This window comes from Martinezella paranaensis (assembly GCF_014200235.1).
Classification (GTDB): Bacteria; Pseudomonadota; Alphaproteobacteria; order Rhizobiales; family Rhizobiaceae; genus Rhizobium; species Rhizobium paranaense.
Map to the genome: position 1 here is coordinate 94,607 of NZ_JACHBI010000008.1, position 25,260 is coordinate 119,866.

The 25,260-nt window shown below is 60.3% G+C and carries 19 protein-coding genes and 1 pseudogene; 15 read left to right on the forward strand and 5 right to left on the reverse strand.

What is annotated here, in order from left to right:
• Nucleotides 1-118 precede the first annotated feature (118 nt).
• Both cueR and GGD50_RS19885 read right to left on the reverse strand, forming a co-directional pair.
• On the reverse strand, nucleotides 119-583 hold the full coding sequence (gene cueR / locus GGD50_RS19880; RefSeq protein WP_183938749.1) for a Cu(I)-responsive transcriptional regulator: 465 nt from the start codon (nucleotides 581-583) through the stop codon (nucleotides 119-121).
• A gap of 55 nt (nucleotides 584-638) precedes the next feature.
• On the reverse strand, nucleotides 639-3,122 hold the full coding sequence (locus tag GGD50_RS19885; RefSeq protein WP_183938750.1) for a heavy metal translocating P-type ATPase: 2,484 nt from the start codon (nucleotides 3,120-3,122) through the stop codon (nucleotides 639-641).
• Nucleotides 3,123-3,283: 161 nt separating this feature from the next.
• Between GGD50_RS19885 and GGD50_RS19890 the strand changes: the two genes are divergently transcribed.
• From GGD50_RS19890 to moaA, 12 genes and pseudogenes are all read left to right on the forward strand, one after another.
• Nucleotides 3,284-3,475 carry a heavy-metal-associated domain-containing protein gene (locus GGD50_RS19890; protein WP_183938751.1) on the forward strand — a complete coding sequence of 64 codons (192 nt, stop codon included), beginning with the start codon at nucleotides 3,284-3,286 and terminating at the stop codon, nucleotides 3,473-3,475.
• A 102-nt stretch (nucleotides 3,476-3,577) separates the two neighbouring features.
• The gene (locus GGD50_RS19895) at nucleotides 3,578-5,125 is read left to right on the forward strand and encodes a multicopper oxidase family protein (RefSeq protein WP_183938752.1); all 1,548 of its coding nucleotides are present in this window, start codon (nucleotides 3,578-3,580) and stop codon (nucleotides 5,123-5,125) included.
• A gap of 187 nt (nucleotides 5,126-5,312) precedes the next feature.
• Entirely contained in the window at nucleotides 5,313-6,674 is a 1,362-nt protein-coding gene (locus GGD50_RS19900) for a cation diffusion facilitator family transporter (RefSeq protein ID WP_183938753.1), read from the forward strand.
• Nucleotides 6,675-6,773: 99 nt separating this feature from the next.
• Nucleotides 6,774-7,049 (forward strand): metal-sensing transcriptional repressor, encoded by a 276-nt coding sequence (locus GGD50_RS19905; RefSeq protein ID WP_183938754.1) that lies wholly within the window; start codon nucleotides 6,774-6,776, stop codon nucleotides 7,047-7,049.
• 676 nt (nucleotides 7,050-7,725) lie between these two features.
• On the forward strand, nucleotides 7,726-10,476 hold the full coding sequence (locus GGD50_RS19910) for a nitrate/nitrite transporter (protein WP_183938755.1): 2,751 nt from the start codon (nucleotides 7,726-7,728) through the stop codon (nucleotides 10,474-10,476).
• Between the two features lie 15 nt (nucleotides 10,477-10,491).
• Nucleotides 10,492-14,234, forward strand: a pseudogene (locus GGD50_RS19915) (nitrate reductase subunit alpha).
• Complete coding sequence (gene narH, locus GGD50_RS19920) at nucleotides 14,231-15,757, forward strand: nitrate reductase subunit beta (protein WP_183938756.1); 1,527 nt, start codon at nucleotides 14,231-14,233, stop codon at nucleotides 15,755-15,757. The pseudogene GGD50_RS19915 and the gene narH overlap by 4 nt, the downstream one beginning before the upstream one ends.
• A complete protein-coding gene (narJ, locus tag GGD50_RS19925) occupies nucleotides 15,757-16,467 on the forward strand; it encodes a nitrate reductase molybdenum cofactor assembly chaperone (protein WP_183938757.1) in 711 nt (236 codons plus the stop codon). The genes narH and narJ overlap by 1 nt, the downstream gene beginning before the upstream one ends.
• 12 nt (nucleotides 16,468-16,479) lie before the next feature.
• The gene (gene narI, locus GGD50_RS19930) at nucleotides 16,480-17,211 is read left to right on the forward strand and encodes a respiratory nitrate reductase subunit gamma (protein ID WP_183938758.1); all 732 of its coding nucleotides are present in this window, start codon (nucleotides 16,480-16,482) and stop codon (nucleotides 17,209-17,211) included.
• A gap of 99 nt (nucleotides 17,212-17,310) precedes the next feature.
• Complete coding sequence (locus GGD50_RS19935) at nucleotides 17,311-18,102, forward strand: peptidylprolyl isomerase (protein ID WP_246451373.1); 792 nt, start codon at nucleotides 17,311-17,313, stop codon at nucleotides 18,100-18,102.
• A gap of 9 nt (nucleotides 18,103-18,111) precedes the next feature.
• Complete coding sequence (locus GGD50_RS19940) at nucleotides 18,112-18,393, forward strand: hypothetical protein (RefSeq protein ID WP_183938760.1); 282 nt, start codon at nucleotides 18,112-18,114, stop codon at nucleotides 18,391-18,393.
• Nucleotides 18,390-19,394: a GTP 3',8-cyclase MoaA gene (moaA, locus tag GGD50_RS19945; protein WP_183938761.1), complete on the forward strand. Its 1,005-nt coding sequence runs from the start codon at nucleotides 18,390-18,392 to the stop codon at nucleotides 19,392-19,394. The genes GGD50_RS19940 and moaA overlap by 4 nt, the downstream gene beginning before the upstream one ends.
• A 33-nt stretch (nucleotides 19,395-19,427) precedes the next feature.
• On the opposite strand, the gene GGD50_RS19950 is transcribed toward moaA, so the two are convergent.
• Nucleotides 19,428-20,471 (reverse strand): LysR family transcriptional regulator, encoded by a 1,044-nt coding sequence (locus GGD50_RS19950; protein WP_246451343.1) that lies wholly within the window; start codon nucleotides 20,469-20,471, stop codon nucleotides 19,428-19,430.
• On the opposite strand from GGD50_RS19950, the gene GGD50_RS19955 reads away from it, so the two are divergent.
• The 3 genes from GGD50_RS19955 (at nucleotide 20,439) to GGD50_RS19965 (ending at nucleotide 22,778) form a co-directional block, all read left to right on the forward strand.
• A complete protein-coding gene (locus GGD50_RS19955) occupies nucleotides 20,439-21,425 on the forward strand; it encodes a quinone oxidoreductase family protein (RefSeq protein ID WP_183938762.1) in 987 nt (328 codons plus the stop codon). The two genes, GGD50_RS19950 and GGD50_RS19955, sit on opposite strands and share 33 nt — an antisense overlap.
• Nucleotides 21,426-21,608: 183 nt before the next feature.
• Nucleotides 21,609-22,079, forward strand: coding sequence for a hypothetical protein (locus GGD50_RS19960; RefSeq protein WP_183938984.1), 471 nt, complete (start codon nucleotides 21,609-21,611; stop codon nucleotides 22,077-22,079).
• 135 nt (nucleotides 22,080-22,214) lie between these two features.
• Nucleotides 22,215-22,778 (forward strand): CYTH domain-containing protein, encoded by a 564-nt coding sequence (locus GGD50_RS19965; protein WP_183938763.1) that lies wholly within the window; start codon nucleotides 22,215-22,217, stop codon nucleotides 22,776-22,778.
• Here the strand turns inward: GGD50_RS19965 and GGD50_RS19970 are convergent.
• A complete protein-coding gene (locus GGD50_RS19970) occupies nucleotides 22,741-23,688 on the reverse strand; it encodes a DUF2950 domain-containing protein (protein WP_183938764.1) in 948 nt (315 codons plus the stop codon). The genes GGD50_RS19965 and GGD50_RS19970 overlap by 38 nt on opposite strands.
• Nucleotides 23,689-23,715: 27 nt before the next feature.
• Entirely contained in the window at nucleotides 23,716-25,113 is a 1,398-nt protein-coding gene (locus GGD50_RS19975) for a DUF3300 domain-containing protein (RefSeq protein ID WP_183938986.1), read from the reverse strand.
• Nucleotides 25,114-25,260: the final 147 nt, after the last annotated feature.

The window sequence follows — 25,260 nt, forward strand, 5'->3', positions numbered from 1 at the left end:
CATCTCCATTCTCCTCCATTGGCAGGTCAAGTTCCATCAATGGAGAAAATGATGCTGCCGCAACACTGCTGCCCGGGCGGCATGGATGCCGCATTTGGCCGGAAAACAGCCGTCAACATCAAAGCTTGCGCTTCACCTTTTGGGGCGGCAGGTTTCGCAAATTCTGTTTTCGGTTGGCGATGGGCTCGTCCGAGCCATGGTTCTCCAAACCTTCGAGAATGGGGCAGGCCGGGCGCTGATCCCCCGCACATTTCGACACGAGAGTTTCGAGGGTCGCCGCCATCTGCTGCAATTCCTGGATCTTGAGACGAAGCACGGCGATGTGGTCAAGCGCGATCCTTTTGACATCGGTGCTTTGACGGTCTCGATTGGTCCAGAGATCCAGAAGCTTTTGGATTTCAGCCACCTGAAAGCCGACATCGCGCGCGCTGCGGATGAAACGCAGCATATGTACATCATCTTCCGAATAGTCGCGATATCCTGAAGCTTTGCGGTCGGCTGCCGAAATCAGGCCGGTCTGCTCATAGTAGCGGATCATCTTGGCCGAAACGCCCGATGCCTTGGCTGCTTGTCCGATATTCATAGGTCTTTCCTCATGTGGGAGGCCGATCCCGGAAGGATCGGCCCTGTCTGATGTGTCAGTAAGTGGCCTTGAAACCACGAAGACTCAGCGCATTGCCGAGCACGAAGACGCTCGACATGGCCATGGCGCCCGCTGCCAAGACCGGCGAGAGCAGGATGTCGAAGGCCGGATAGAGCGCGCCGGCGGCGACCGGGATCAGGGCGGTATTGTAGGCAAAGGCCCAGAACAGATTCTGCCTGATGTTGCCGATGGTCGCCTTGGACAGCGCAATCGCATTCGGCACGCCGAGCAAGTTACCCGACATCAGCACCACATCGGCCGCTTCGATGGCGACATCCGTGCCGGTACCAATGGCAAGCCCCACATCCGCCTCCGCGAGCGGTGGGGCATCATTGATGCCGTCACCGACAAAGGCAAGCTTGCCATACTGTCCCTTGAGGCGACGGACGGCATCGACCTTGCCGTCCGGCAATACTTCAGCGACGACCTCGTCGATGCCGAGTCGGGCCGCGACAGCACGGGCGGTGCGGGCATTGTCGCCGGTGATCATCGCGACCTTGAGGCCAAGCCCGTGCAAGGCCTTGATCGCTGCGGGCGTGGTGTCCTTGATCGGATCGGCCACGGCAACAATTGCTGCCAGCCTGCCGTCGATCGCGGCATAAAGAGGCGATTTGCCCTCGTCACCGAGACGTTCGGCGGTCGCTGTAAAACCAGTCACGTTCAGGCCAAGTTCGGCCATGTAGCGGTCGGCACCGACCTCGATGCGCTTACCCTCGACACCGGCCGTCACGCCGAAGCCCGTAACCGATTGGAAATCCGACACGGCAGGCAGCGCGATCCCTTCGGCCGTGGCGGCATCGACGATCGCGCGTGCAATCGGATGTTCGGACTTGGCCTCGACGGCGGCGATCAGGCCCAAGACCTGTGCGCGGTCGAAGCCCTCGGCCAGTTCCAGATCGGTCAGCCTGGGCCTGCCTTCGGTCAGCGTGCCAGTCTTGTCGAGCGCAACGACATTGGCATCCCTGAGCAATTGTAGCGCCTCGCCCCTGCGGAACAGCACGCCGAGTTCCGCGCCGCGGCCGGTGCCAACCATGATCGAGGTCGGCGTCGCCAACCCCATGGCGCAGGGGCAGGCGATAACTAGCACGGCCACGGCGTTGATCAGCGCATAAGTCAGTTGCGGCGACGGGCCGAAGACATACCAGATCGCGAAGGTCAGCACGGCGACGAGAATGACCGCCGGCACGAACCACATGGTCACCTTGTCGACGATGGCCTGGATCGGCATTTTCGAGGCCTGGGCCTCTTCGACCATGCGGATGATCTGCGACAGAACCGTGTCGCCGCCCACCGCGGTGGCCCGGAACGAGAAGGCGCCTTTCTGGTTGACGGTGCCGCCAACCACGGTGCTGCCTACGGCCTTGGCGACCGGGATCGGTTCGCCGGTGATCATCGATTCATCGACATAGCTTGTGCCCTCGACCACCTCGCCATCGACGGGAACGCGCTCACCAGGACGAACCTCGACGATATCGCCGGCAAGAACCGAACCGACCGGCAGTTCGACAACCTTGTCGTCGCGCCGCACCCGAGCGCTGCGCACCTGGAGCCCGGCCAGGCGCTTGATCGCCTCGGAGGTTTGCCCTTTGGCGCGGGCCTCCAGCAGGCGGCCGAGTAGGATCAGTGTGATGATGACCGCGGCTGCCTCATAATAGACGTTGATCGTGGCGGGCGGCAGCAAGGAGGGCGCGAAGGTCGCGACCAGCGAATAGAGATAGGCGGCGAGAGAGCCAATGGCGACGAGGCTGTTCATGTCGGGCCTCAGCCGCCACATCGCCGGCAGCCCCTTCTCGAAAAAGCGCATGCCGGGACCGAAGAGGACGATCGAGGTCAGCGCGAACTGGAGATACCAGCTCCACTGCACGCCGATCGTGACCCGGATAAACCCGTGCATGGCAGGGATCAGGTGCGAGCCCATCTCGATAACGAAGACCGGCAGGGTAAGCGCGGCGGCAATGATGAAATCGCGGCTAAGCTCGCGTCGCTCCGCGTCCTTCTTCTCGGCACGGACGGCGTCTTCGTCCATCCGGTCGGCGCCGATCAGCTTGGCCTCGTAGCCGACGCCTTCGATAGCGGCAATCAGGGTGGCGGCATCGGCCGATCCCTTGATCGTCGCCCGCTCGGTCGCAAGATTGACGGTGGCCTCATTGACACCGGGAATGGCCTTCAGGGCGCGTTCGACATTGCCCACGCAGGAAGCGCAGGTCATGCCTTCGACTGCAAGCTCGATGGCGGCGGCGGGAGCGGCGCCAACCGAATAGCCGACATCCTCGACGGCCTTCACCAACACGTCGCGGTCGATGGGCGCGTGGGCGCTGATGCTCGCCTTCTCGGTGGCGATATTGACCGACACCTCATCGACGCCGGGCACTGCCCTCAGGGCGCGCTCGACGGTGCCGACGCAGGAGGCGCAGGTCATGCCCTCAATGGGGAGTGATATCACTGTGGATAGATCTGTTTTTCGAAGCGGGGCATTCACGGCCGCCTCCTTTCTGTCTCGAAATTTGCATTCGAGCGAAACATGAGGCTTCCAACCATGGGAAGGTCAATAGCAAAAATTTCTGTTTGAAACCCCTTGACCTTCCCATCGTTGGAAGCCCCACTTTGAGCGCCATGAGATCGAAACAAAGGAGATTTCTCATGGAACTCAGAATCGAAAACATGACCTGCGGCGGCTGCGCGAGGGCCGTCACCAAGGCGATCCAGTCGGTCGACGCCGACGCTAACGTCGCTGCCGATCCTGTGTCACGCACGATCAAGGTTGAGACGAACGCCAATGCGGCGGAGGTCCGTCAGGCGCTCGAACAGGCCGGCTATCCGGCGGTAAATTGACCGCGGCGTCGGATAGTGCTTCGGCAATCAACAAACAGGATGCAAGGCAGCGAACGGCCTCGCCGGCCGATCGTTCTGCGCGATTAAAGAGGAAACCACTCGATGCATAGACGCACCTTTCTAACGAGCGTGGCGGGTCTTGCGGTCACCAGCGTCGTCGGGGCGCTCGTCGCAATCGACAAAAGCAGCAAGAGCGCCAGTGCCATGGACATGGGCGACATGAACATGGGCGGGATGGATATGGGCGGGATGGATATGGGCGGGATGGATATGGGCGGCGTCAGCAATCCGAGAGCGGAAGGCATGCCCGTGCTCCCTGAAGGGCAGCCGCTGCGCGAATTGCCACGGCTGGCCAACCAGTCGGGCGAAGTCGGCCTGTTCCGTGCCAACCTTGCCGCCGAACCCGCAATTGTGCGCTTCGCCGAAGGGCTCGACACGCGTGTCCTCCTTTATAATGGCGGCAATCCGGTGATCGAGGCTCGCGAAGGCGACCGAATCGAGATCGACTTCAGGAACGGCATTCCCGATCAGCCGACAACCGTTCACTGGCATGGCATGCCGGTGCCGGCCGATCAGGATGGCAACCCCACGGTTCCCGTGGCCGCAGGTGCGTCGCAGCGATATGTTTTCGACCTGCCGCAGGGCAGTGCCGCACCCTACTGGTTCCATCCGCATCCGCATGGGCATACCGCTGAGCAGGTCTATCGCGGCCTTGCCGGTATCTTCCTGGTCAAGCCCGAGAAGGACCCGATCCCCGCCGAATACGGCGACACGATCCTGATGTTCACCGATCTCCGGCTTGCTGCCGATGGCTCGATCCCGGAAAACGGCATGATGGACCGCATGAACGGCCGCGTTGGCGATCATGTGCTGGTCAACGGCGAGAAGAACCCGGTGTTGGCCGTGGCGAAAGGCGAGAAGCGGCGTCTGCGGCTGTTCAACGCGACCAATGCGCGCTTCCTGCGCCTAAACTTCGAGAATGCCTCGATGGTGCTGATCGGCACTGATGGCGGCCTGCTCGAGGCGCCGGTCGCGCTCGATGAACTCCTGCTTGCGCCCGCCGAGCGGGCCGAGCTTGTCGTCGCTTTCGATCAGCCGGGACCGGCCAAGCTCACCACGCTTGACTATGAACGCGGTTGGATGGGGCCGGGCAAGCCCGAGGAGGCCGGCATGACCTTGCTCACGGCAAATATCTCCGACAGTCCAGCGCCTGCCATGCCGGCGTTACCGGCGAAGTTACGCGAGATCGCGCCCTTGCCCGCGCCAGTCAAAAGCCGCCGCTTCGTACTAAGCGAATCGATGAGTGGCATGAGCATGGCCTTCCAGATCAACGGCGCCAGCTTCGACATGAACCGCATCGACGAGGTGATGAAGCGCGGCGATGTCGAGCTTTGGGAAATCGTCAACAAGGCAGACATGGATCATCCGTTCCATGTGCACGGGACGCAGTTTCAGATTGTCGAGTACGAGAAGGACGGCAAGGTGACAAAGGCGCCCTACCGCTCCTGGAAGGACACCGTCAACGTCGTCTCAGGCCAAACGGTGCGCTTCCTCATCCGTCAGGATATGCCGGGGCAGCGCATGTATCACTGCCATATCCTCGAACACGAGGATCTCGGCATGATGGGCCTACTCGACGTCCAGGCCTGAACCTGCAGCCAACACGGGCAGATCCCGGTTGGCAAGGTTCTTCAACCCTTGTGCATCTCGAACCTCTGCGCATCTCGCTGGCCGCGGCGGGATGCACTTGACCATATCCTCTCCGGGAGGATAGGAGAAGGGCAATCTGTGGCGTCGGCACGATCATGGCCGGACGATCGATTGCTGTGAGGGTTGCATGTTTACGACGATAAAGGCTTGGCTTGGCTTCGGTACGCACGACCATCATGCAGCCGGCCATAGCCATGGAGCTCACGGTCATTCCCATGGCGATGCGGGGGGACACGGTCATACTCACGGTGTTGTCGATCCAAGCATCGCGACTTCGGAGCGAGGGATCTGGGCCGTCAAATGGTCTTTCGTCATCCTGGCGATCACGGCGCTGCTGCAATTGATCGTTGTTTTTGTATCGGGCTCGGTGGCGCTGCTGGCGGATACGATCCACAATATCGCGGATGCGACCACGGCTATTCCGCTCTGGATTGCCTTTGTGTTGGTGCGGCGCCCGCCTACGGGCAGGTTCAACTATGGCCTGGGTCGCGTCGAGGATTTGGCAGGCATGCTGATCGTTCTCATCATCCTGTTCAGCGCGATCGTCGCCGGCTACGAAGCCATCAACCGCCTTATCCATCCGCAGCCAATCACCCAGCTCGGCTGGGTGACGGCAGCAGGCATCATCGGTTTCGTCGGAAACGAGATCGTGGCGATCTTCCGCATCAAGATCGGCCGTGAGATGAACAGCGCCGCATTGATCGCCGATGGTTATCACGCGCGAACCGACGGGCTGACGAGCCTTGCCGTTGTGTTGGGCGCAACCGGTGTCTGGCTGGGTTTTCCGCTTGCCGATCCGATCATCGGGCTTCTCATCACCATCGCGATTTTCGGCATCGTCTGGCAGTCGGCCCGCGCGGTCATTACGCGAAGCCTTGATGGTATCGAGCCCGGTGTTGCTGATGAAGTGCGTCATGCCGCGGAACACGTGCCAGGCATCCAGCAGATTACCGATGTCAAGGCCCGCTGGCTTGGTCACAAGCTGCACGCCGACGTCACGATTGCGGTCGAGCAGGCTAAATTGATTACGGAAGCAAACGCTATCGCGCGCGCTCTCCGCGAGGAGCTGCATGCCCATCTGCCGCCTCTTGGCAGCGCGACGATCCAGTTCGGCATGACGGATGTTTCTGCCGCCGTCGCTGCAAGTCATGGTGACCATGGACATCATCATGCCCCGGCCCCCTTTACCGTCAGATCTTCGCTGGCGAGGGGGCTTCTCGAAATCATCGACACCCCGGATGGCGAGCGGATGCGGCTTTCAGTCGCCAGCCACGCGCATGGCCTGCAGGCGGTCGTCAACATCAAACGGGCGGGTGGCATAATCGAGATATTGAGGCTGTCGGCGTCTCCGTCAGACCATCACGCAATGCTGAGCGCGCGGGCTCCGGCCGAACCGCACGAGTTCGATGCGGAGCTCGTGCTCACCGCCGGCGACAAGGTTGAAGCCCTGCCATTCCGGATGGAGGAGCCGGAGGGGCATCATCATTGATCCGGCACGCGGTTTGAGCCGACGGCCCCTTGACCCCAAGTCAAGTGCACTACCGCGCTGGCATTGACAGTCATCCCCTCTAGGGGAATACAGGACATCATGACGGAACACACACACGCCACTCATCCGGAGATCATCAAGCGGCTCAAGCGCGCTGAGGGCCATTTGAAGAGCGTGATCACCATGATCGAGGACGGCAAGCCATGCCTCGACATCGCCCAGCAGCTATCCGCCGTCGAGAAGGCGATCGTCAACGCAAAGCGCACTCTTATCCAGGACCATCTCGATCATTGCCTCGAAGAAACTGTCGGAGCGCTGCCTCGCGACAAGCGGCAGTCCATCGACGAATTCAAGACCATTACGAAATACCTCTGACGGCATGGCCGATCTGCTGGCTTATTTCGGATTGTTCGCAGCAGCCTTCGGCGCAGATCCTCACGGCTGCGGGGGTCCAAGAAGACGATGGATTGGATTTGCAAAAACCAATCTAAAGGAACGCAAATTCGCCACTCAGGCGCCGGCCTTGTTTTCGGTAACAGATTGGCCTCTGAACCAATCGATTGCGGAACGAGTCTCTTATTTGTCCGTGGTTAGCGGCACAAGCTAGAAGGCTCCGGGACTTCTGATCTCGGACCGATTTCCGGTGCCAGGCCTTCAATGCTCAGGTCTTTTCGGTCAGACCCGTTCCACACCAAGGCGATACCGTGACCTTGCTGGGCGGCCAGTACGGCATCGTAATAGCGGCCGACGGAAAGCGCTGGCGCACTTGCCGCCAAGCTTGGCAAAACTTAAAATGGCCCCGACGTTTCGGCGTGGCGCGAGGTCTTACACGAGACTGACGGTGGGCAGGCTCTGCTTCCCACCGGGACGTCCGCCCTGCAACTTATGCTTGATTTAATCACTTATTCCTGTGATGCTCATTTCATTGCTGAGATACTTCGTATCTGACGCTGGATTTGATTGAGATCAAAGTCGTCCCCCTGCATTCGTAGTTATTCCTGATTTCGAGACTGAAGAAGGACACATCCCTCGTCACGAATGGAATATCGCCATGCCTGCTCTCGAAGACATTGACGTAAAGGCTCAGCGTACCGCCCTCACCGCAAGCACGGTTGCGTTTACCGTGTGTTTTGCAGCCTGGACCATTTTCGCCATTATCGGAATTCGAATTCGAGACGAGCTCGGGCTCAGCGAGACCGAATTTGGCCTTCTGGTCGGCACGCCGATTCTGACCGGTTCATTGATCCGTGTCGCGCTCGGAATCTGGACGGATATTTATGGCGGGCGCATCGTGCTCGTCGGGACCATGCTGGCCGCGGCTGCCGCAACCTTTTTGCTGACATTCGCTCATACATATCCGCAAATGCTGCTCGCGGCCCTTGGGGTCGGTATCGCAGGCGGTTCGTTTGCCGCTGGGGTTGCCTACGTTTCGCGGTGGTATCCGCCTGGCAGGCAAGGCATGGCGCTTGGAATTTTCGGGGCAGGGAATGTCGGTTCGGCCGTTACAAAGTTTCTGGCGCCCTTGGTCCTGGTCGCCTGGGGCTGGCATGCGGTTGCAGAAATCTGGGCGGCAGGCCTGGTAATCACCGCGATCCTCTTCTGGTTCACGACGAAAGACGATCCCGTCCAAGCCGAACGGCGCCGCACCGGTCAAAGGCCGAAGAGCGCATGGCTCGAGCTTGAGCCGCTGAAGAATGTGCAGGTCTGGCGGTTCTCGCTCTATTATTTCGTTGTATTCGGCGCTTTCGTTGCCCTTGCACTGTGGCTGCCGCAATATCTGATCAGCGTTTACGGGCTCGATATCCGCACCGCCGGTATGATCGCCGCCTTCTTCTCCGTGCCGGCCAGCCTTTTTCGCGCTTACGGGGGCCATCTCTCGGATGTCTATGGCGCGCGCCGCGTGCTCTATTGGACGTTCTTCGTCTCCGTTGTCGCCACTTTCATCCTCGCCTATCCGCCGACCGAATACGTGGTCACAACACTCAAAGGCCCCGTGAACTTCCACCTCGAGATGGGGCTGGGGGGTTTCACCGTCGTTCTCTTTGTCCTCGGCTTCTTCATGGCGCTCGGCAAGGCTGCGGTCTACAAGCACATTCCGGTCTATTATCCGGATCATGTCGGCGCCGTCGGCGGGCTGGTCGGGATGATCGGCGGTCTCGGTGGGTTCCTGTTGCCGATCCTCTTCGGTGTCCTGCTCGACCTTACCGGCCTCTGGACGAGCTGCTTCATGGCGCTTTTCCTGCTGGTCTCGGTCGCTCTCCTCTGGATGCATGTGGCCATCCGTCAGATGGAGCGCGGTGCCACGGAAAAGACCCTCGCTGCGCTGCCGCCCTTCCCGGAAATGCAGGGCATGCCGGCACCGAAGGCCGAGCCTCGCCGCAGCGATGCGGTGCTGACCGACTGGCGTCCGGAAGATCCGACTTTCTGGGCGGAAAAAGGCCGGCGCATCGCGCGGCGCAATCTCAGGCTTTCGATCCCGGCGCTGCTTCTGTCCTTCGCTGTCTGGCAGGTCTGGTCGGTGGTCGTCGCGAAGCTGCCGCTCGTAGGCTATGCCTTCACCACCGATCAGCTCTTCTGGCTGGCGGCTCTTCCCGGCATTTCCGGCGCAACCTTCCGGATTTTCTATTCCTTCATGGTGCCGATTTTCGGCGGGCGGCTGTGGACGACGCTGACGACCTGGTCGCTGATCATACCCGCTGTCGGCATAGGTTTTGCGGTGCAGAACCCGGATACGCCCTATGTCGTCTTCCTTCTTCTTGCCCTGCTTTGCGGCTTCGGCGGCGGTAACTTCGCCTCGTCGATGTCCAATATTTCCTTCTTCTTTCCGAAGTCGGAAAAGGGCAATGCGCTGGCCCTCAATGCCGGTCTCGGCAATCTCGGCGTGAGCGTCGTCCAGTTCGTCGTGCCGCTGGTTATCACCACCGGCATCTTCGGTTGGCTCGGCGGCGATCCGGTCATGACGAAGGCAGCGACCGGCGCAACGCCGCTCTGGCTTCAGAATGCAGGCTTCTTCTTCGTCCCGTTCATCGCGATCTCGGCTTTCGCCTCCTGGTTCGGGATGAACGACATCGCTTCGGCAAAGGCGTCCTTCGCCGAGCAGGCGGTCATCTTTCAACGCCGGCACAACTGGATCATGTGCTGGCTCTATACCGGAACCTTCGGCTCCTTCATCGGCTATTCGGCGGGCTTCCCGCTGCTTGCCAAGACGCTGTTTCCCGATGTCAACGCGCTGCAGTTCGCCTTCCTCGGCCCACTGGTCGGCGCGCTTTCCCGCTCGGGAACCGGCTGGCTTGCCGACCGCTTCGGTGGCGCTCGGGTCACCTTATGGGTCTTTGTGCTGATGATGGCCGGTGCCTGCGGTGTCCTCTGGTTCATCGCGACCAAGGATCAGCCGGATGCCTTCTGGGGCTTCTTCATCTCCTTCCTGGTGCTCTTCTTCGCGACAGGTGTCGGCAATGCCTCGACCTTCCAGATGATCCCGGCGATCATGGGTAAGGAAATGATCCGGCTGATGCCGGACGCGACGCCCGAAGCCCGCCGTCTGGAGGCCGAAAAGGAATCCGCCGCGATGACCGGCTTTACCTCGGCGATCGCCGCCTTCGGCGCCTTCTTCATTCCGATGGGCTACGGGCTGTCGATCACCTTCACGGGCGGGCCGCAGGCAGCACTCTGGGCCTTCCTCATCTTCTACGTGACCTGCCTCGTCCTCACCTGGGCCGCCTATACCCGCAAGGGCGGCCTTCTCTACGACGTCGAGCGCAACAAGCGAAGCACCGCCGGCAAGGCCGCTGCCGCTGAATAAGACCAGGAGAACCACATGTCTCATTTCCTCGACCGGCTCACCTTCTTCCGAAAGAATGTCGGCCAGTTTTCCAACGGCCACGGCATCGTCACCAGCGAGGATCGCTCTTGGGAGGATGGCTACCGCAAGCGCTGGCAGCACGACAAGATCGTCCGCTCCACCCATGGCGTGAACTGCACGGGCTCCTGCTCGTGGAAGATCTACGTGAAGGGCGGCATCGTCACCTGGGAGACGCAGCAGACGGACTATCCGCGCACGCGGCCGGACCTGCCGAACCATGAGCCGCGCGGCTGTTCGCGCGGCGCGTCTTATAGCTGGTATCTCTATTCCGGCGCGCGTGTGAAATACCCGATGATCCGAGGCCGGCTCCTGAAGCTGTGGCGCAAGGCGCGGCAAACCATGTCGCCGGTCGCCGCCTGGGCGTCGATCGTCGAGGATGCCGAAAAGCGCAAGTCTTACATCTCCATCCGCGGGCACGGCGGCTTCGTGCGGGCGAATTGGGACGAGGTGACGGAAATCGTTGCTGCCGCCAACGCCTACACGATCAAGGCGCATGGCCCAGACCGCGTCATCGGCTTTTCGCCGATCCCGGCGATGTCGATGGTCTCCTATGCGGCGGGCGCGCGTTATCTCTCGCTCATCGGCGGCGTGTGCATGTCCTTCTACGATTGGTATTGCGACCTGCCGCCGGCAAGCCCGCAAACCTGGGGCGAGCAGACCGACGTGCCGGAGAGTGCTGACTGGTACAATGCCGGCTTCATCATCGTCTGGGGCTCGAACGTGCCGCAGACGCGTACGCCGGACGCGCATTTCTATACCGAAGTCCGCTACAAGGGCACCAAGAGCGCTGTCGTCAGTCCGGACTATGCCGAGGCGACGAAATTCGCCGATATCTGGCTGAACCCGAAGCAGGGAACCGATGCGGCGCTGGCGCTCGCGATGGGTCATGTGATCTTGCGGGAATATTATCTCGAGCGGTCGGTTCCCTATTTCGAGGATTACACGCGTCGCTACACTGATATGCCGTTCCTGGTGCGGCTTGTGGAGCGGGAGGGCCGGCTGGTTCCCGAGCGCCTGCTTCGGGCTTCGGAACTGGAAGGCGGGCTGGGCGAAACCAACAATCCGGAATGGAAGACAGTCGCGATCGACGAGAAGACGGGCGAACTGGTCGCGCCTCTCGGCTCCGTCGGCTATCGCTGGGGCGAAGCGGCCAAGTGGAACCTTGAGGAGAAAGATGGCCATGGCCACGACACCTGTCTCAAACTCTCGCTTGCGGGCGAGGGGGCTGAGATCGAGGCAGTGGACTTCCCCTATTTCGGCGGCCGGGCCACGGAGCACTTCGTGGCGACTGAGCATGGCGAAATCCTGACCCGCAATGTCCCCGTCCGGACGATTTCGGGCACCGATGGCAAGCCCATCAAGGTTGCGACCGTCTACGATCTGATGATGGCCAACTACGGTCTCGATCGCGGCTTCGGCGGTGCGAACGTTGCCCGCGATTACGATGAGAATGTGCCGTTTACCCCTGCTTGGGCGGAGAACATAACCGGCGTCAAGCGTGATGCGATCATCACCGTCGCCCGGGAGTTCGCGACCAATGCCGAGAAGACCAATGGCCGCTCGATGATCATCATCGGTGCCGGCATGAACCATTGGTACAACATGGACATGAACTACCGCGGCGTGATCAACCTCCTCGTCTTCTGCGGGGCGATCGGTCAGTCCGGCGGCGGCTGGTCCCATTATGTCGGGCAGGAGAAATTGCGGCCGCAGACCGGCTGGACGCCGCTTGCCTTCGGGCTCGACTGGTCTCGTCCGCCGCGCCACCAAAACTCGACGTCGTTCTTCTATGCCCATACCGACCAGTGGCGCTATGAGACGCTGACGGCGGCTGAGATCCTGTCGCCGACGGCGCCGGAAGGCGATTGGCAAAGCAGTTTCATCGACTACAACGTCCGCGCTGAGCGCATGGGCTGGCTGCCGTCGGCCCCGCAACTGAAGGTTAATCCGCTCTCGATTGCGGCAAAAGCGAAGGCGGCCGGCCTGGAGCCGAAGGATTACGTCGCCAAGGCGCTGAAATCCGGCGAGCTCGAGCTTTCATGCGAGGATCCGGATGATCCGGCCAACTGGCCGCGCAATATGTTCGTCTGGCGCTCTAACCTGCTCGGCTCCTCGGGCAAGGGGCACGAATACTTCCTAAAGCACCTGCTCGGCACCGAAAACGGCGTCATGGGCAAGGACCTCGGACCGGAAGGGGCTGTTCGCAACAAGGAAGTCGTCTGGCATGACGAGGCGCCGCGGGGCAAGCTTGACCTGCTGGTGACCCTGGATTTCCGCATGTCGACCACATGCGTCTACTCCGACATCGTCTTGCCGACGGCCACCTGGTACGAGAAAAACGACCTCAACACTTCGGATATGCATCCCTTCATCATCCGCTATCGGCGGCGGTTGATCCCGCCTGGGAGGCTCGTTCCGACTGGGAGATCTACAAGGGCATTGCCAAGGCCTTTTCGCGTATTGCCCCGGAAGTGCTCGGCGTCGAGCAGGATGTCGTCTTGACGCCGATTCAACACGACACCGCCGGCGAAATGGCGCAGCCCTTCGATGTCAAGGATTGGAAACGCGGCGAAATCGAGCCGATACCAGGCCTCAGCATGCCATCGGTCGCTGTTATCGAGCGTGACTACCCGAATATCCACGCCCGCTTTACGGCGCTCGGACCGCTGATGACCTCGATCGGCAATGGCGGCAAGGGCATCAACTGGAAGACCGAGCATGAAGTGGCAGCGCTCGGAGCGCTGAACGGCGTGCATGCGGATGGTGTGGCAAAGGGCATGCCGAAGATCGAGACGGATATCGATGCCGCCGAGGTCATTCTGATGCTCGCGCCGGAGACCAACGGCGAAGTGGCGGTGAAAGCCTGGGAGGCTCTCTCGAAAGCGACCGGCCGCGAACACAAGCATCTCGCCCTTCCCAAGGAAGACGAGAAGATCCGCTATCGCGACATCCAGGCGCAGCCGCGCAAGATCATTTCGTCGCCTACCTGGTCGGGCATCGAAAGCGAGAAGGTCTGCTACAACGCCGGCTATACGAACGTCCACGAGCTGATCCCCTGGCGTACGCTCACAGGCCGCCAGCAGCTTTATCAGGATCATCTTTGGATGCGGGCGTTCGGGGAAGGTTTCGTCACCTGGAAGCCGCCGGTGGACCTGAAGACAATCGGTGTTGTGAAGGATCGCCATCCGAACGGCAATAAGGAAATCGTCCTCAATTTCCTGACGCCGCACCAGAAGTGGGGCATCCATTCCACCTATACCGACAACCTGTTGATGCTGACCCTGAACCGGGGCGGGCCCGTCGTCTGGGTTTCCGAGACGGATGCGAAGTCGGCGGGCATCGTCGACAACGACTGGGTCGAAGTCTTCAACGCCAATGGCGCGCTGACGGCCCGTGCCGTCGTTTCGCAGCGCATCAAGCAGGGCATGGTGCTGATGTATCACGCACAGGAAAAGATCATTAACACCCCTGGCTCGGAGATTACCGGTAACCGCGGCGGCATCCATAACTCGGTGACCCGCGCGGTCCTGAAGCCGACCCATATGATTGGCGGCTATGCCCAGCTCGCTTACGGTTTCAACTATTACGGCACCGTCGGTTCCAACCGCGACGAGTTCGTCGTCGTGCGCAAGATGTCCAGGGTCGATTGGCTGGAAGAGCCGCTGGCAACCAATACCCAGAAGGAGGCTGCAGAATGAAGATCCGTGCTCAGATCGCGATGGTTCTGAACCTCGATAAATGCATCGGCTGCCATACCTGTTCTGTGACCTGCAAGAACGTCTGGACCAGCCGCGAAGGCGTCGAATATGCCTGGTTCAACAATGTCGAGACCAAGCCCGGCGTCGGCTATCCCCGCGAATGGGAAAACCAGGAGAAATGGAACGGTGGCTGGCGGCGCAAGCGCAATGGCAAGATCGAACCTAAGATCGGTGCGAAATGGCGCATCCTCGCCAATATCTTCGCCAACCCCGATCTGCCGGAGATCGACGACTATTACGAGCCCTTTACCTTCGACTACGACCATCTGCACACGGCGAAGGAATCGAAGGCCTTCCCGACGGCGCGCCCCCGGTCGCTGATCTCAGGCGAACGCATCGAGAAGATCGAATGGGGTCCGAACTGGGAGGAAATCCTCGGCGGAGAATTCGAGAAACGCTCCAAGGACGTGAACTTCGAGGGTATCGAGAAGGAAATCTACGGCCAGTTCGAAAATACCTTCATGATGTACCTGCCGCGGCTGTGCGAGCACTGCCTCAACCCGGCCTGTGCTGCCGTCTGTCCTTCGGGCGCCATCTATAAGCGCGAAGAGGACGGCATCGTGCTCATCGACCAGGACAAGTGCCGCGGCTGGCGTATGTGCGTTTCCGGCTGCCCTTACAAGAAGATCTATTACAACTGGTCATCCGGTAAGTCGGAAAAGTGCATCTTTTGCTATCCGCGTATCGAGGCCGGCCAGCCGACGGTCTGCTCGGAAACCTGCGTCGGGCGCATTCGCTATCTCGGCGTGCTGCTTTACGATGCCGACCGCATCGAGGCGGCCGCAAGCGCACCGAACGAGAAGGATCTCTACCAAGCCCAGCTCGATCTTTTCCTCGACCCGAAGGATCCGAAGGTGATCGCCCAGGCGCGCGCCGACGGCGTACCGGAAGCGTGGCTCGAGGCCGCTGTTGTTTCGCCGATCTGGAAGATGGCGATGGACTGGAAAGTGGCGTTTCCACTGCATCCCGAATATCGCACGCTGCCAATGGTCTGGTATGTGCCGCCGCTTTCACCGATCCAGTCGGCAGCTTCTGCCGGCAAGATGGGCCTGAACGGCGATATGCCGGATGTTCGTTCGCTGCGCATCCCGCTGCAATATCTCGCCAACCTCCTGACTGCTGGCAACGAAGAGCCCGTGGCGCTGGCGCTGGAGCGCATGCTTGCCATGCGCGGCTATATGCGCGCCAAGTCCATTGACGGCCGCATTGACGAGCGTATCGCGGAGAATGTCGGGCTCACCGGAGCCGATATCGAGGACATGTACCGGATCATGGCCATCGCCAACTACGAGGATCGCTTCGTCATCCCGACGGCGCATCGCGAATGGAGCGAGGACGCCTATGATCTGCGCGGCTCCTGCGGCTTCACCTTTGGCAATGGCTGTTCCGGTGGCTCAAGCGAGACCAATCTCTTCGGCGCGAAGCCGCAGAAAAAGGCCAAGAACCCGATGGAGATCGCATGATGACCGAGAGACAAGCCGTTCTTACCTTCCGCGCACTCTCCGCACTCCTGACCTATCCGTCGGAGGAGCTTTGCGCTGCCGTACCGGAGATCGAAGAGGCGATCGCCTCCGAGAAGCTCGTGCCGCCTGCGATCGCATCGGCGCTTCGCCCGCTTCTCAATGATCTTGCATCACTCGATCTCTTCGAGCTGCAGGAACGCTATGTCGAACTATTCGACAGAAGCCGGCGCCTTTCGCTGCATCTCTTTGAGCATGTGCATGGAGAAAGCCGCGATCGCGGGCAGGCCATGGTCGATCTCGCCGCTCTTTACGAAAAGGACGGACTGGAACTCCAGGCCAACGAACTGCCGGACTATCTGCCGCTCTTCCTCGAATATCTGTCGACGAAGCCGCTTGGCGAGGCTCTCAACCTTCTCTCTGAGACCGCTCATATCCTGGGTGCGCTCGAAGAGCGGCTGGTATCACGGGAATCTCCTTATGCGGCCGTGCTAACGGCCATTCGCGTCATGGCGGGTGTCTCGCTCGATACGTCCACTGAAGTCGAGCTTCCCGCTTCAGCGTCCGGCGACCTTGCCGCCCTTGATGCGGAGTGGGAAGAAACCGCTGTCACCTTCGGCCCTGGAGGCGGCGCCATGGACGGTTGCTCCAGTGAACGGCTTCAGACCCGATTGCGTGCGGCACATCGCGATGTGCGCAGCAACGCTCATTGAAGGAGGAAGATCATGTCCGAGACGATCAATTCCGCACTCTTCGGCTGGTATCCCTATCTCTGTCTCACTGTCTTCCTGCTCGGCAGCTTGATCCGCTTCGATCGCGAGCAATATACTTGGAAGACCGGTTCGTCGCAGTTGCTGCGCCGCAAGCAACTGCGCTGGGGTTCGAACCTGTTTCACATCGGCATATTGGTGATCTTCTTCGGTCACGCCGGCGGATTGCTGACACCGATTGCAATCTTCGACGCGCTTGGGATCTCGCACAGTTTCAAGCAGGGACTCGCGATCGTCGTCGGCGGTGTCTCCGGCATCGCCTGCTTCATCGGCATTACGCTTCTTGCCCATCGCCGCTTCTTCGATCCGCGCATCCGTGCGACGTCGAGTTTCGGGGATATGGCGATCCTGCTCATTCTGTGGCTGCAACTGACGTTCGGCCTCTCCACCATCTTCGTTTCGCTTCAGCATATGGACGGACATGAGATGGTGAAGTTCATGAACTGGGCGCAGGGCATTTTGACGCTGCAGCCGGCTGCCGCTGCCTACGTCGCGGATGTGCATCCCATCTTCAAGATGCACCTGTTGCTCGGCATGACGATCTTTTTGCTGTTTCCGTTCACCCGCCTTGTCCATATCTGGAGTGCGCCGATCTGGTATCTCGGACGTCCCGGCTATCAGGTCGTGCGGAGCCGCTTCGATCGCGAGCGTCATCCGTCCCGTTCCTACAGGCATCCGGGGGAGTGAGCCATGGTTTCCATCATCATCGACCGTACCACCACGCAGGTAAGCGGCGAGCACGAGCACCGGCACGAGCATAAGCCAAACCGGTCCGAGGCAGTCGTCATGCCGCCGGTCAGCGTCAACGGCGTGTCGATCTCCCGCAAGGACATCGCCGCAGAGACGCAGAATTTCCCGGCCGACAATCCGGGCGCTGCATGGCATGCCGCGACGCGGGCACTCGTCGTTCGCCATCTGCTTTTGGAGGAGGCACAGCGACTGGGCTTCCTCATCGAGCCACAGGCCGATGCCGAGGGGCGCGTCGAAACCGATGAAGACGCTTTGCTGCGTGCACTCCTCGAACGGGAAGTACAGACGCCCGCGGCGGACGAGGAGGCGTTGCGTCGGTTCTATGACAATAACCGCAAGCGTTTCATGACGTCGCCGCTTTTCGAGGTAGATCACATCCTGATCGCAGCGCGGCGGCAGGATGCCGTCGCTTTCGCAGAAGTGCGGGAGCGGGTGGTTTCGCTTGCCGGCGCTCTGGAGCGCGAGCCGGAGCGCTTTGCCGAATTGGCCAGAGACTGTTCCGACTGTCCCTCACGCGAGGTCGGCGGCAGTCTCGGGCAGATCAGCTTGGGAGATACGACGCCGGAATTCGAGGCCGCGCTGATCGAGCTTGCTGTCGGCCAGATATCAGCGCCCGTCGAAACCCGCTATGGGGTCCACCTCATCCGCCTCGCCCGGAAGATCGACGGTTCGCTCCTGCCGTTCGAAGCGGTCAAGGCGCAGATCGCCTTCTATCTCGAAGAGCACGTCCGTCGTCAGGCAACGGCGCAGTATATCTCGCTGCTCGTTGGCCGCGCAGATATCCGCGGAATCGCGCTTAAGGGTGCTGCGACACCTCTTGTGCAGTGAGGGCAAGGCATGTTCGGCACTCTCATCGCTTCGCTCGACAATCCGGAGACTGCTGCGGCGCTCATGGACGCGCTGGGGATGGAAGGTCTGGCGGAACGGCTTGAAATGGCGGCCGCCGCGGAGGGGATCGAGCCGGCCGCCTATCTTGCCATTACCGTCAGGTCGTTCATGGAGACGGCATCCGACGATCATTTCGTCCAGTTGATCGGCATCATGAACAGCGCCAAGGATCCAGGCCTTGCCGCAATCCGCGCTATTCTCGCCAAGGCTTTGCCGGAGGCTGCACCATGAGGGGGTCCTGCCCGCTGACCGATCTCTTCGGCCGCAGGATCACTTATCTCAGGCTGTCGGTGACCGATCGCTGCGATCTGCGCTGCGTTTATTGCATGCCGGAAAGCATGGCGTTCCTGCCGCGCCGGGACCTGTTGACACTGGAGGAAATGGACCGTTTGGCATCGGCGTTTGTCACGCGTGGCGTCAGCAAGATTCGCATTACCGGCGGCGAGCCCCTGGTGCGCAAGGGGGTGATGGGTCTGTTGGAGAGCCTGTCCCGCCATCTTGCAAGCGGCCGGCTCAAGGAACTCACCTTGACGACGAATGGCACTCAGCTTGCCCGCCATGCGGAGCAATTAGCCCGCGTCGGCGTGCGGCGGATCAATGTCTCGCTCGATACGCTGGATGCGGATCGGTTTCGAGCGATTACCAGGCGGGACGAATTCCATGCGGTGATGGATGGATTGCTGGCTGCGCAGAAGGCCGGCCTTGCCGTAAAGCTCAACGCGGTTGCCTTGAAGGGCATCACCGAAGGCGAAATCCACGAGCTGATTGCCTTTGCCCATGGCAGGGGCATGGACCTGACTTTGATCGAGACCATGCCGCTTGGCGATGTCGGTGCGGACCGGACCGATCAATATTTACCGCTGGGCGATCTCAGGCGGCTGATCGAGGCGCGCTGGACACTGGTCGACACGCCGGAGCGGACCGGTGGGCCGGCGCGATATGTTCGGGTGGCCGAAACCGGCGGTCGCATCGGCTTCATCACGCCGATGAGCCATTCCTTCTGCGAGAGCTGCAACCGCGTGCGCGTCAGCGCGACGGGAGTGCTCTATACCTGCCTTGGTCAGGAGGACAAAACCGACCTGCGCGCGGCCTTACGCGGCTCCGAATCCGACGAGGCATTCCACGCCGCGATCGATGAGGCCATCGGGGCGAAACCGCGTGGCCATGATTTCCGCATCGATCGCACGGGCGCGCCAAAGCTTGCCCGCCATATGTCGACGCTCGGAGGCTGATCGATCTGCACTCCCGCTGCTGGCGGCGAGAGATCATCCCTGATGGTGCAGCTCGTCCGCCAGGAAATCGCTGAGGGCTTGAACGCGATGACTGGCCGCGCTGCCGTTTGTGACCGCATATAAATTGGCGCTTTCCGGTAGAAACCGTTCGAGAGCCGTCACCAGTGCCCCGGACGCCAATTCTTCGCGGACGTCCCAGATGGGGCTCAAGATGACGCCATAGCCCTTCAAACCCCAGCGTTTTAAAATGGAGCCGTCGTTTGCCACACGGTTTCCAGAGACTCGCGTCGAGATTTTCCGGCCGTCATCCACAAAATGCCAAGTCGAGAACGTCGTTGCCGGCCTCGAGACCAACAGGCAATTGTGACCCGCAAGGTCGTCAGGATGCGCCGGCAGCCCGTGTGAGTTCCAATAGGAGGGGGCTGCACATATGACCCGCTGGCCGCGCAAGATCAGGCGCGCCTTTAGCGAAGAGTCTCGCAGAGGTCCGTTGCGTATCGCGAGATCGATGTTTTGCTCCACGAGATCGATAACGGCATCCGAGAGATGTAGATCTATCGAAACGCCTGAGTGCAGTTCCATGAACCGGTCGATCGCCGGGACGATTTTGCTCCTGCCGAAGTCAACGGTTGAAGTCATTTTGATGGGGCCACGCAAGGGACCGCCTCTCACTCCTTCGACGGACGCATCCCAGTCGGCGAGCAATCGCCGCGCATTGGATAGGAACTGCAGACCCTCGTATGTAAAAGAAAGGCGTCGCGTTGATCGCCTGATCAATGTCGCGCCTGCCTGCTCCTCCAATTGCTGCAACGCCACCGTAACCGTCGACGTGGCGACGGCGCTCTGTCGTGCCGCTGCTGACAGGCTTCCCGCCTCCGCGATGCCAACGAAAAGACGGAGCGCGTCCAAAGTGTCCATTTCTCGAAAACTCCGAAAGGTGTTGTCGGAACTTACCTGATTATCAAGCAAACCGAAATGATCGATATTTCCGGCATCAAGTTTGGATGCAGCCGCTCGGTGAGTGGCGCCAGGAAGGAAATCGAAATGCCGGTCAAAGCACGAGCAGCGCGGATTCATCAGTATGGTGCGCCAGAGCTTTTAACGTTCGAGGACATTCTCGTCCCGGAACCGGGCGATGGCGAGGTCCTCGTCCGCAGCACGATGATTGGTCTCAATTTCGTCGATGTCTATTTCAGGCGTGGTTCGATGGAGGTGCCGTCGTTCCCTGCAACGATCGGCAACGAGGCTGCGGGGATCGTCGAGGCTGTCGGACGCAACGTCACATCCGTAAAGGTGGGTGATCGCGTCGTTTTCGGCCACAGCACCGGCGCTTACGCCACCGCCGGTCTCCATCCCGCTGACCGGTTGGTGGTCATTCCGGACGGCGTCTCCGATGCGCAGGCGGCTGGCAGTTTCCTCAAGGGATTGACCGCCAGATATCTGATCAAGGACGTCGTGCCGTTGAAGCGCGGCGACACGATCCTTTATCACGCCGCGGCTGGCGGGGTCGGCCAAATCTTCGTGCAATGGGCAAAGTCGCTCGGGTATCGGGTTATTGGTACGGTATCCAGCGACAGCAAGGCAGAGGTTGCGCGCCAGGCGGGGTGTGATCACGTCATCAACTACCGCACGGAAGATTTTGTAGCGCGAACCTTCGAACTGACGGATGGTCTCGGCGTCGACGCTGTCTTCGACTCCGTCGGACGGGATACCTTCCGTGGCTCCCTTGCCGTCCTCAAAGTTCGCGGCACGCTGGTTCAATTCGGTAAGGCGTCTGGCGAGATCGCGCCCATCGATCCTTATGAACTGGGTCCGCGGGGGCTGCACGTCACATGGCCGATGCTGCAGCATTACGTCACCACACCGGCTGAGACCGCAGAAGCCGCTGCTGATCTATTTGCTGCAATCCAATCGGGCGTCCTGCAAGTCGATCCTTCCCGCATTTATTCGTTCGATGACGTCGTCCAGGCTCATCACGATCTGGAAGAGCGACGCACGACGGGTTCGGCGGTCCTTCGCGTAACCCAATAGCGAGGATGCCGAACGGCACCCGTGGGCGCCAAGGCTTTGGCGGCAAGAACGTTAGCCGGGTGTGACAGGCAGCATTTCGGCGCGTCTGGGTATCCTACAGTAACTTACCGGCGATCCAGCGTATCTTACTACGAGGCTGGGCGCCGCTGTTCTATTATCCTCCAAACAGCGGAGGGTAATATCATGACTGGAGAGGAAAAATCGGAATCCCACTCTTCGATGATCAGTGCGGAAGAGCTGCGTAAGCGCGCGCTTGAACTGCAGCTCGTGGAAATGCAGCGCGACGAGAAGATCAGATCGCGCGAAGCCGAAAAACATGCGGAGTTTGTCGAAGAATTTTTTGGAAAACAGATTAGCGACAAGGAGCGGGAGACCATTCGCCGCGTGGTGATGAAGTCCGTTGCCGACGGTAAGGTAGAAGCATTGATCTACAGTTTCCCTTCCGACTTCTGCACCGATGGCGGTCGCGCCATCAACAGCCAGCGCTCCGATTGGCCTTCCACCCTGCAAGGAAAAGCCAAAGAGCTTTACGAGCTTTTCAATGAAGTAGCTCGTCCGAAGGGCTACACCCTCACCGCTGCGGTCATCAACTTCCCGGGTGGCATGCCCGGCGACATCGGCTTTTTCCTGAATTGGGAAGCGCCGGTCGCCTGATCCCTACCGAAATCGGCGCTTCGATGGAATTGGCGACCAACAGGGCTTCCGCAGTGGATTGATATACGGCAAGGACGGCTGGCTTTGCCGCCTGTATTGTCGGTTCGAACACCGACCAGGCCAAGGGGGCGACTCATGAGGACAAGAGAGATCGAGCGGAAGTTTCTTGTCCGAAACGACATGTGGCGACGCAAAGTAGTGGCGGCAAGTGAATTGCGCCAAGGCTATCTTCTTTGCGACGCCGGCAAGTCGGTCCGCGTGCGCGTGGTGGACAATCGGACGGCTTTCCTGACCATAAAGTTCAAACGGCAGGGGATTGTCCGCGATGAGTTCGAATATGCCATCCCGATTCCCGAGGCGGAAGAATTGCTTGAACGCGCGGCCGGTGCAGTGATTGAGAAGTCCCGCTACCAAGTGCCCGTTGGCAAATTTGTCTGGGAAATCGATGTATTCCACGGCGCCCATTCCGGCTTGACGATCGCCGAGATCGAAATGCTCTGCGAGACCGATCGGCCCGTGCTGCCGCGTTGGCTCGGACCGGAGATCACGGGGGATCCAAAGTATTCCAACCAGACCCTGGCCATGACCATTCTGGATCCGCAGGCACAGCCTCGCCCCCTCGTTGCCAAGAGGGCCATCGTTCCAGAGGAGGCATCTGACTCTATTCGCCGACTACCGACCAGTTGTGGTCTGGATTGAACTCTTTGATGGATGCCGCAATCTCTGCAGTATTCTCACCGAGATCCCGTTCGTAAATCACGCTCTGGTCGCTGATCATGAACGTCTGCACGCCCGTTTCTCGATACTTCACCGGCCATGCGATGAGCGCAAAGCCGTCGGTCATGTGTCCGTTGACCACGTAGCTGTGCCGGCCGCCGAAAACGTTCGGGCCCTGGCTAGTCAGGATGCGATATCGGTAACCAAAATAGCCTTCGCCTTTCAGCGCCTTTCCGAATGCCGCATTTTCGATCAGATCACTGGCAGGGCTTTCGTCATCGTCCGTCTCGGCCACCCAGTAGAGCCCGTTCTTCTTTCCCTTGTCGCTGATCAGCACTTGCGCGTACTCGTAAACGCCGTCGCCGTTTCTATCCTTGCTGGCGTAAACGCGCTGCGCCTGCACATAGTCATGCATCGTCTGGATGGTTTGCAATTCATTTTCGCCGATGCGCCGGTTGAGGATTTCTTCCAGGCCCGCTTTCGTGTCAAACGCCCATTTGCCATCCTCTCGCTTGACCAGAGGGAACGGCAGCGGCCAAAGCTTGTCTCCGATCAAGACGATCTTGCGATCCCAGATATCCTGCATGGCGACCTGATTAGCCGCACCTTCCTTGATAAGGCCGAGGGCGGTCATGGCTTCTTCGCTCGCCTTCAGCTTGGCGCCATCGAGTCCCAGCAACTGCGCCAGACCGTCGACATCGTTGGAGGATAGCGCCGTTTTGAGGCGATCGACGGCCTCTGGCGGCTGATCGAACTCTGGCGACTTGCTGTGTGATGCAAAGCCCGCGAGCCTTTGCCGGTCCTGCGCCTCGCTGACATGCCAGCTTGATAAGACGGCGACCGAAGCCGCGAATATCAATGTGGGCAACTGCATTCTGGGCGTCGTTCTCATCGCCTGCCTCCCCGAAAAATATCGCGCCTATCTCCGACCTCTACCACCGCCGCCGCCTCTGCCGCCGCCCCTGCCGCCGCCGCCATGTGGCATCGGGCGCCGACCGCCTTGGTGCATTGATCTGGAGGGCGGCCGCTGTGCGCCCCCCATGCTTTGACGGCCACGCTGGGATGCCATCGCCTCCCGGCGGCCAGATGAGACGTTGCCAAGGGCCGAAGGCTGACGCCCTCTATTGTCGGGCCTGGAGGCCAATGCCTGCTTGCCTTGGCGAGCTCCGGCGGCCTGCCCGCCGCGATTTGCACCCGCCCCAGCCTTTGGCGATTTGGGATTGTTCCGGGCGACATTTGCCGGCCGATTGGCACCTTCCGTCGTCCTGGCCGTCGTCCTGGCTGCTGGCCTTTGTTGCAAGCCTTGCATCGTGTCTCTACGGACGTCAGCCGCACGGTTGACGCGCTCGGACGCGGGACCGCTTCGCTCCCGATTGATGCTCTCGGCTCGGTTACGCAAATTGTTGCCGCTGTCGGATTGGAGATTGTTTCTGATGGCAGACCTGTCCATTTTCGCAAGCTGGTCCTTGCCGATACTCAACTTGCTGCGGTCGACATTCTTCCAATCGACATCATTCCATTTAACCTTGCCGCTGAAATTTCGATTGTTGAAGCAGTTGTTGCAGTCGATATCGACATCGCCGCGCCAATTGCCGCCCCATACGCCCCAATTGTTCCAGTTGACGGCCGCAGCCCACGCAATGCCCGTGACGGCGGCCGCAAAAAAGGGTGCTCCCGGATAATAATAGTTGGGATAGGAATCCGAATAATAGGAGACGGGCTCAGAAGCGTAACCGGGTTGATAGAGCATCTCCGGCGCATATTGGGGTATGTAGATCTTCTCGGGATTTGTCGGCTGGATAACAACGTTGTCGTTTTCGTTGACGACGGTGATTTTGTCGTCGCTCTTGATAATGCCTTTCGCGACGGCTTCATCGCGTAACTGCTGGATGGCGACCAGAACGTCCTTTTGCTGGTTCGTCAGGGCATTTCCGAAGGCCTGTGTCCATTCCAGGTCATCGCTCATCATCTTGACGACTTCCGGATAGTTCAGCAGTGAAATAACGCTGCCGTCCCAGTCGCTTTTCGGCTTGAGGTCCGCATTCTTTTTTTTCGCTTCCAGGAAGCGGCTTGCCTCGACGATCTGGAGCGGAAAGAGCGACGCTGCCGAGATGGCTGCGACAAGGTCGTCGGGATAGAGTGCGATGCGGGCAACGAGAACTTCCAGCTCGTCGTCGGAAAGTAGCGCCGGCGCATCTGCCGCCGTTTGGGCTGCGGGCGCGCTGTTCGCCGATGTTTGTGAAAAGGCGGGAAACTGCGCCTGGATCGCAAGAAGCGATACTGCTGACAAGCCGAAGACGAGCTCTCGAAGTTTCATCCCCATAGCGATCTCTCCCCCATAGCGATTGGTCTGATATGCCGTTTCGTCTTCTCGGCTGCCGCACTGCTTATTGCTTTTCGTTCCGAAGCTTTGTCTTGATCGGCGTTCCCGGCCGGACCAAAAAGCGGCGCGGGCTTTCCCCAC

Bases quoted from the DNA above. Each gene is read 5' to 3' on its own strand.
- GGD50_RS19970 (WP_183938764.1), bottom strand. From the start codon at position 23,688: ATGAGAACGACGCCCAGAATGCAGTTGCCCACATTGATATTCGCGGCT.
- GGD50_RS19940 (WP_183938760.1), top strand. From the start codon at position 18,112: ATGTTCGGCACTCTCATCGCTTCGCTCGACAATCCGGAGACTGCTGCG.
- narH (WP_183938756.1), top strand. From the start codon at position 14,231: ATGAAGATCCGTGCTCAGATCGCGATGGTTCTGAACCTCGATAAATGC.
- GGD50_RS19935 (WP_246451373.1), top strand. From the start codon at position 17,311: ATGCCGCCGGTCAGCGTCAACGGCGTGTCGATCTCCCGCAAGGACATC.
- GGD50_RS19905 (WP_183938754.1), top strand. From the start codon at position 6,774: ATGACGGAACACACACACGCCACTCATCCGGAGATCATCAAGCGGCTC.
- GGD50_RS19960 (WP_183938984.1), top strand. From the start codon at position 21,609: ATGACTGGAGAGGAAAAATCGGAATCCCACTCTTCGATGATCAGTGCG.
- cueR (WP_183938749.1), bottom strand. From the start codon at position 583: ATGAATATCGGACAAGCAGCCAAGGCATCGGGCGTTTCGGCCAAGATG.
- narJ (WP_183938757.1), top strand. From the start codon at position 15,757: ATGACCGAGAGACAAGCCGTTCTTACCTTCCGCGCACTCTCCGCACTC.
- moaA (WP_183938761.1), top strand. From the start codon at position 18,390: ATGAGGGGGTCCTGCCCGCTGACCGATCTCTTCGGCCGCAGGATCACT.
- GGD50_RS19975 (WP_183938986.1), bottom strand. From the start codon at position 25,113: ATGAAACTTCGAGAGCTCGTCTTCGGCTTGTCAGCAGTATCGCTTCTT.
- GGD50_RS19950 (WP_246451343.1), bottom strand. From the start codon at position 20,471: ATGAATCCGCGCTGCTCGTGCTTTGACCGGCATTTCGATTTCCTTCCT.
- GGD50_RS19965 (WP_183938763.1), top strand. From the start codon at position 22,215: ATGAGGACAAGAGAGATCGAGCGGAAGTTTCTTGTCCGAAACGACATG.
- GGD50_RS19910 (WP_183938755.1), top strand. From the start codon at position 7,726: ATGCCTGCTCTCGAAGACATTGACGTAAAGGCTCAGCGTACCGCCCTC.
- narI (WP_183938758.1), top strand. From the start codon at position 16,480: ATGTCCGAGACGATCAATTCCGCACTCTTCGGCTGGTATCCCTATCTC.
- GGD50_RS19900 (WP_183938753.1), top strand. From the start codon at position 5,313: ATGTTTACGACGATAAAGGCTTGGCTTGGCTTCGGTACGCACGACCAT.
- GGD50_RS19890 (WP_183938751.1), top strand. From the start codon at position 3,284: ATGGAACTCAGAATCGAAAACATGACCTGCGGCGGCTGCGCGAGGGCC.
- GGD50_RS19955 (WP_183938762.1), top strand. From the start codon at position 20,439: ATGCCGGTCAAAGCACGAGCAGCGCGGATTCATCAGTATGGTGCGCCA.
- GGD50_RS19895 (WP_183938752.1), top strand. From the start codon at position 3,578: ATGCATAGACGCACCTTTCTAACGAGCGTGGCGGGTCTTGCGGTCACC.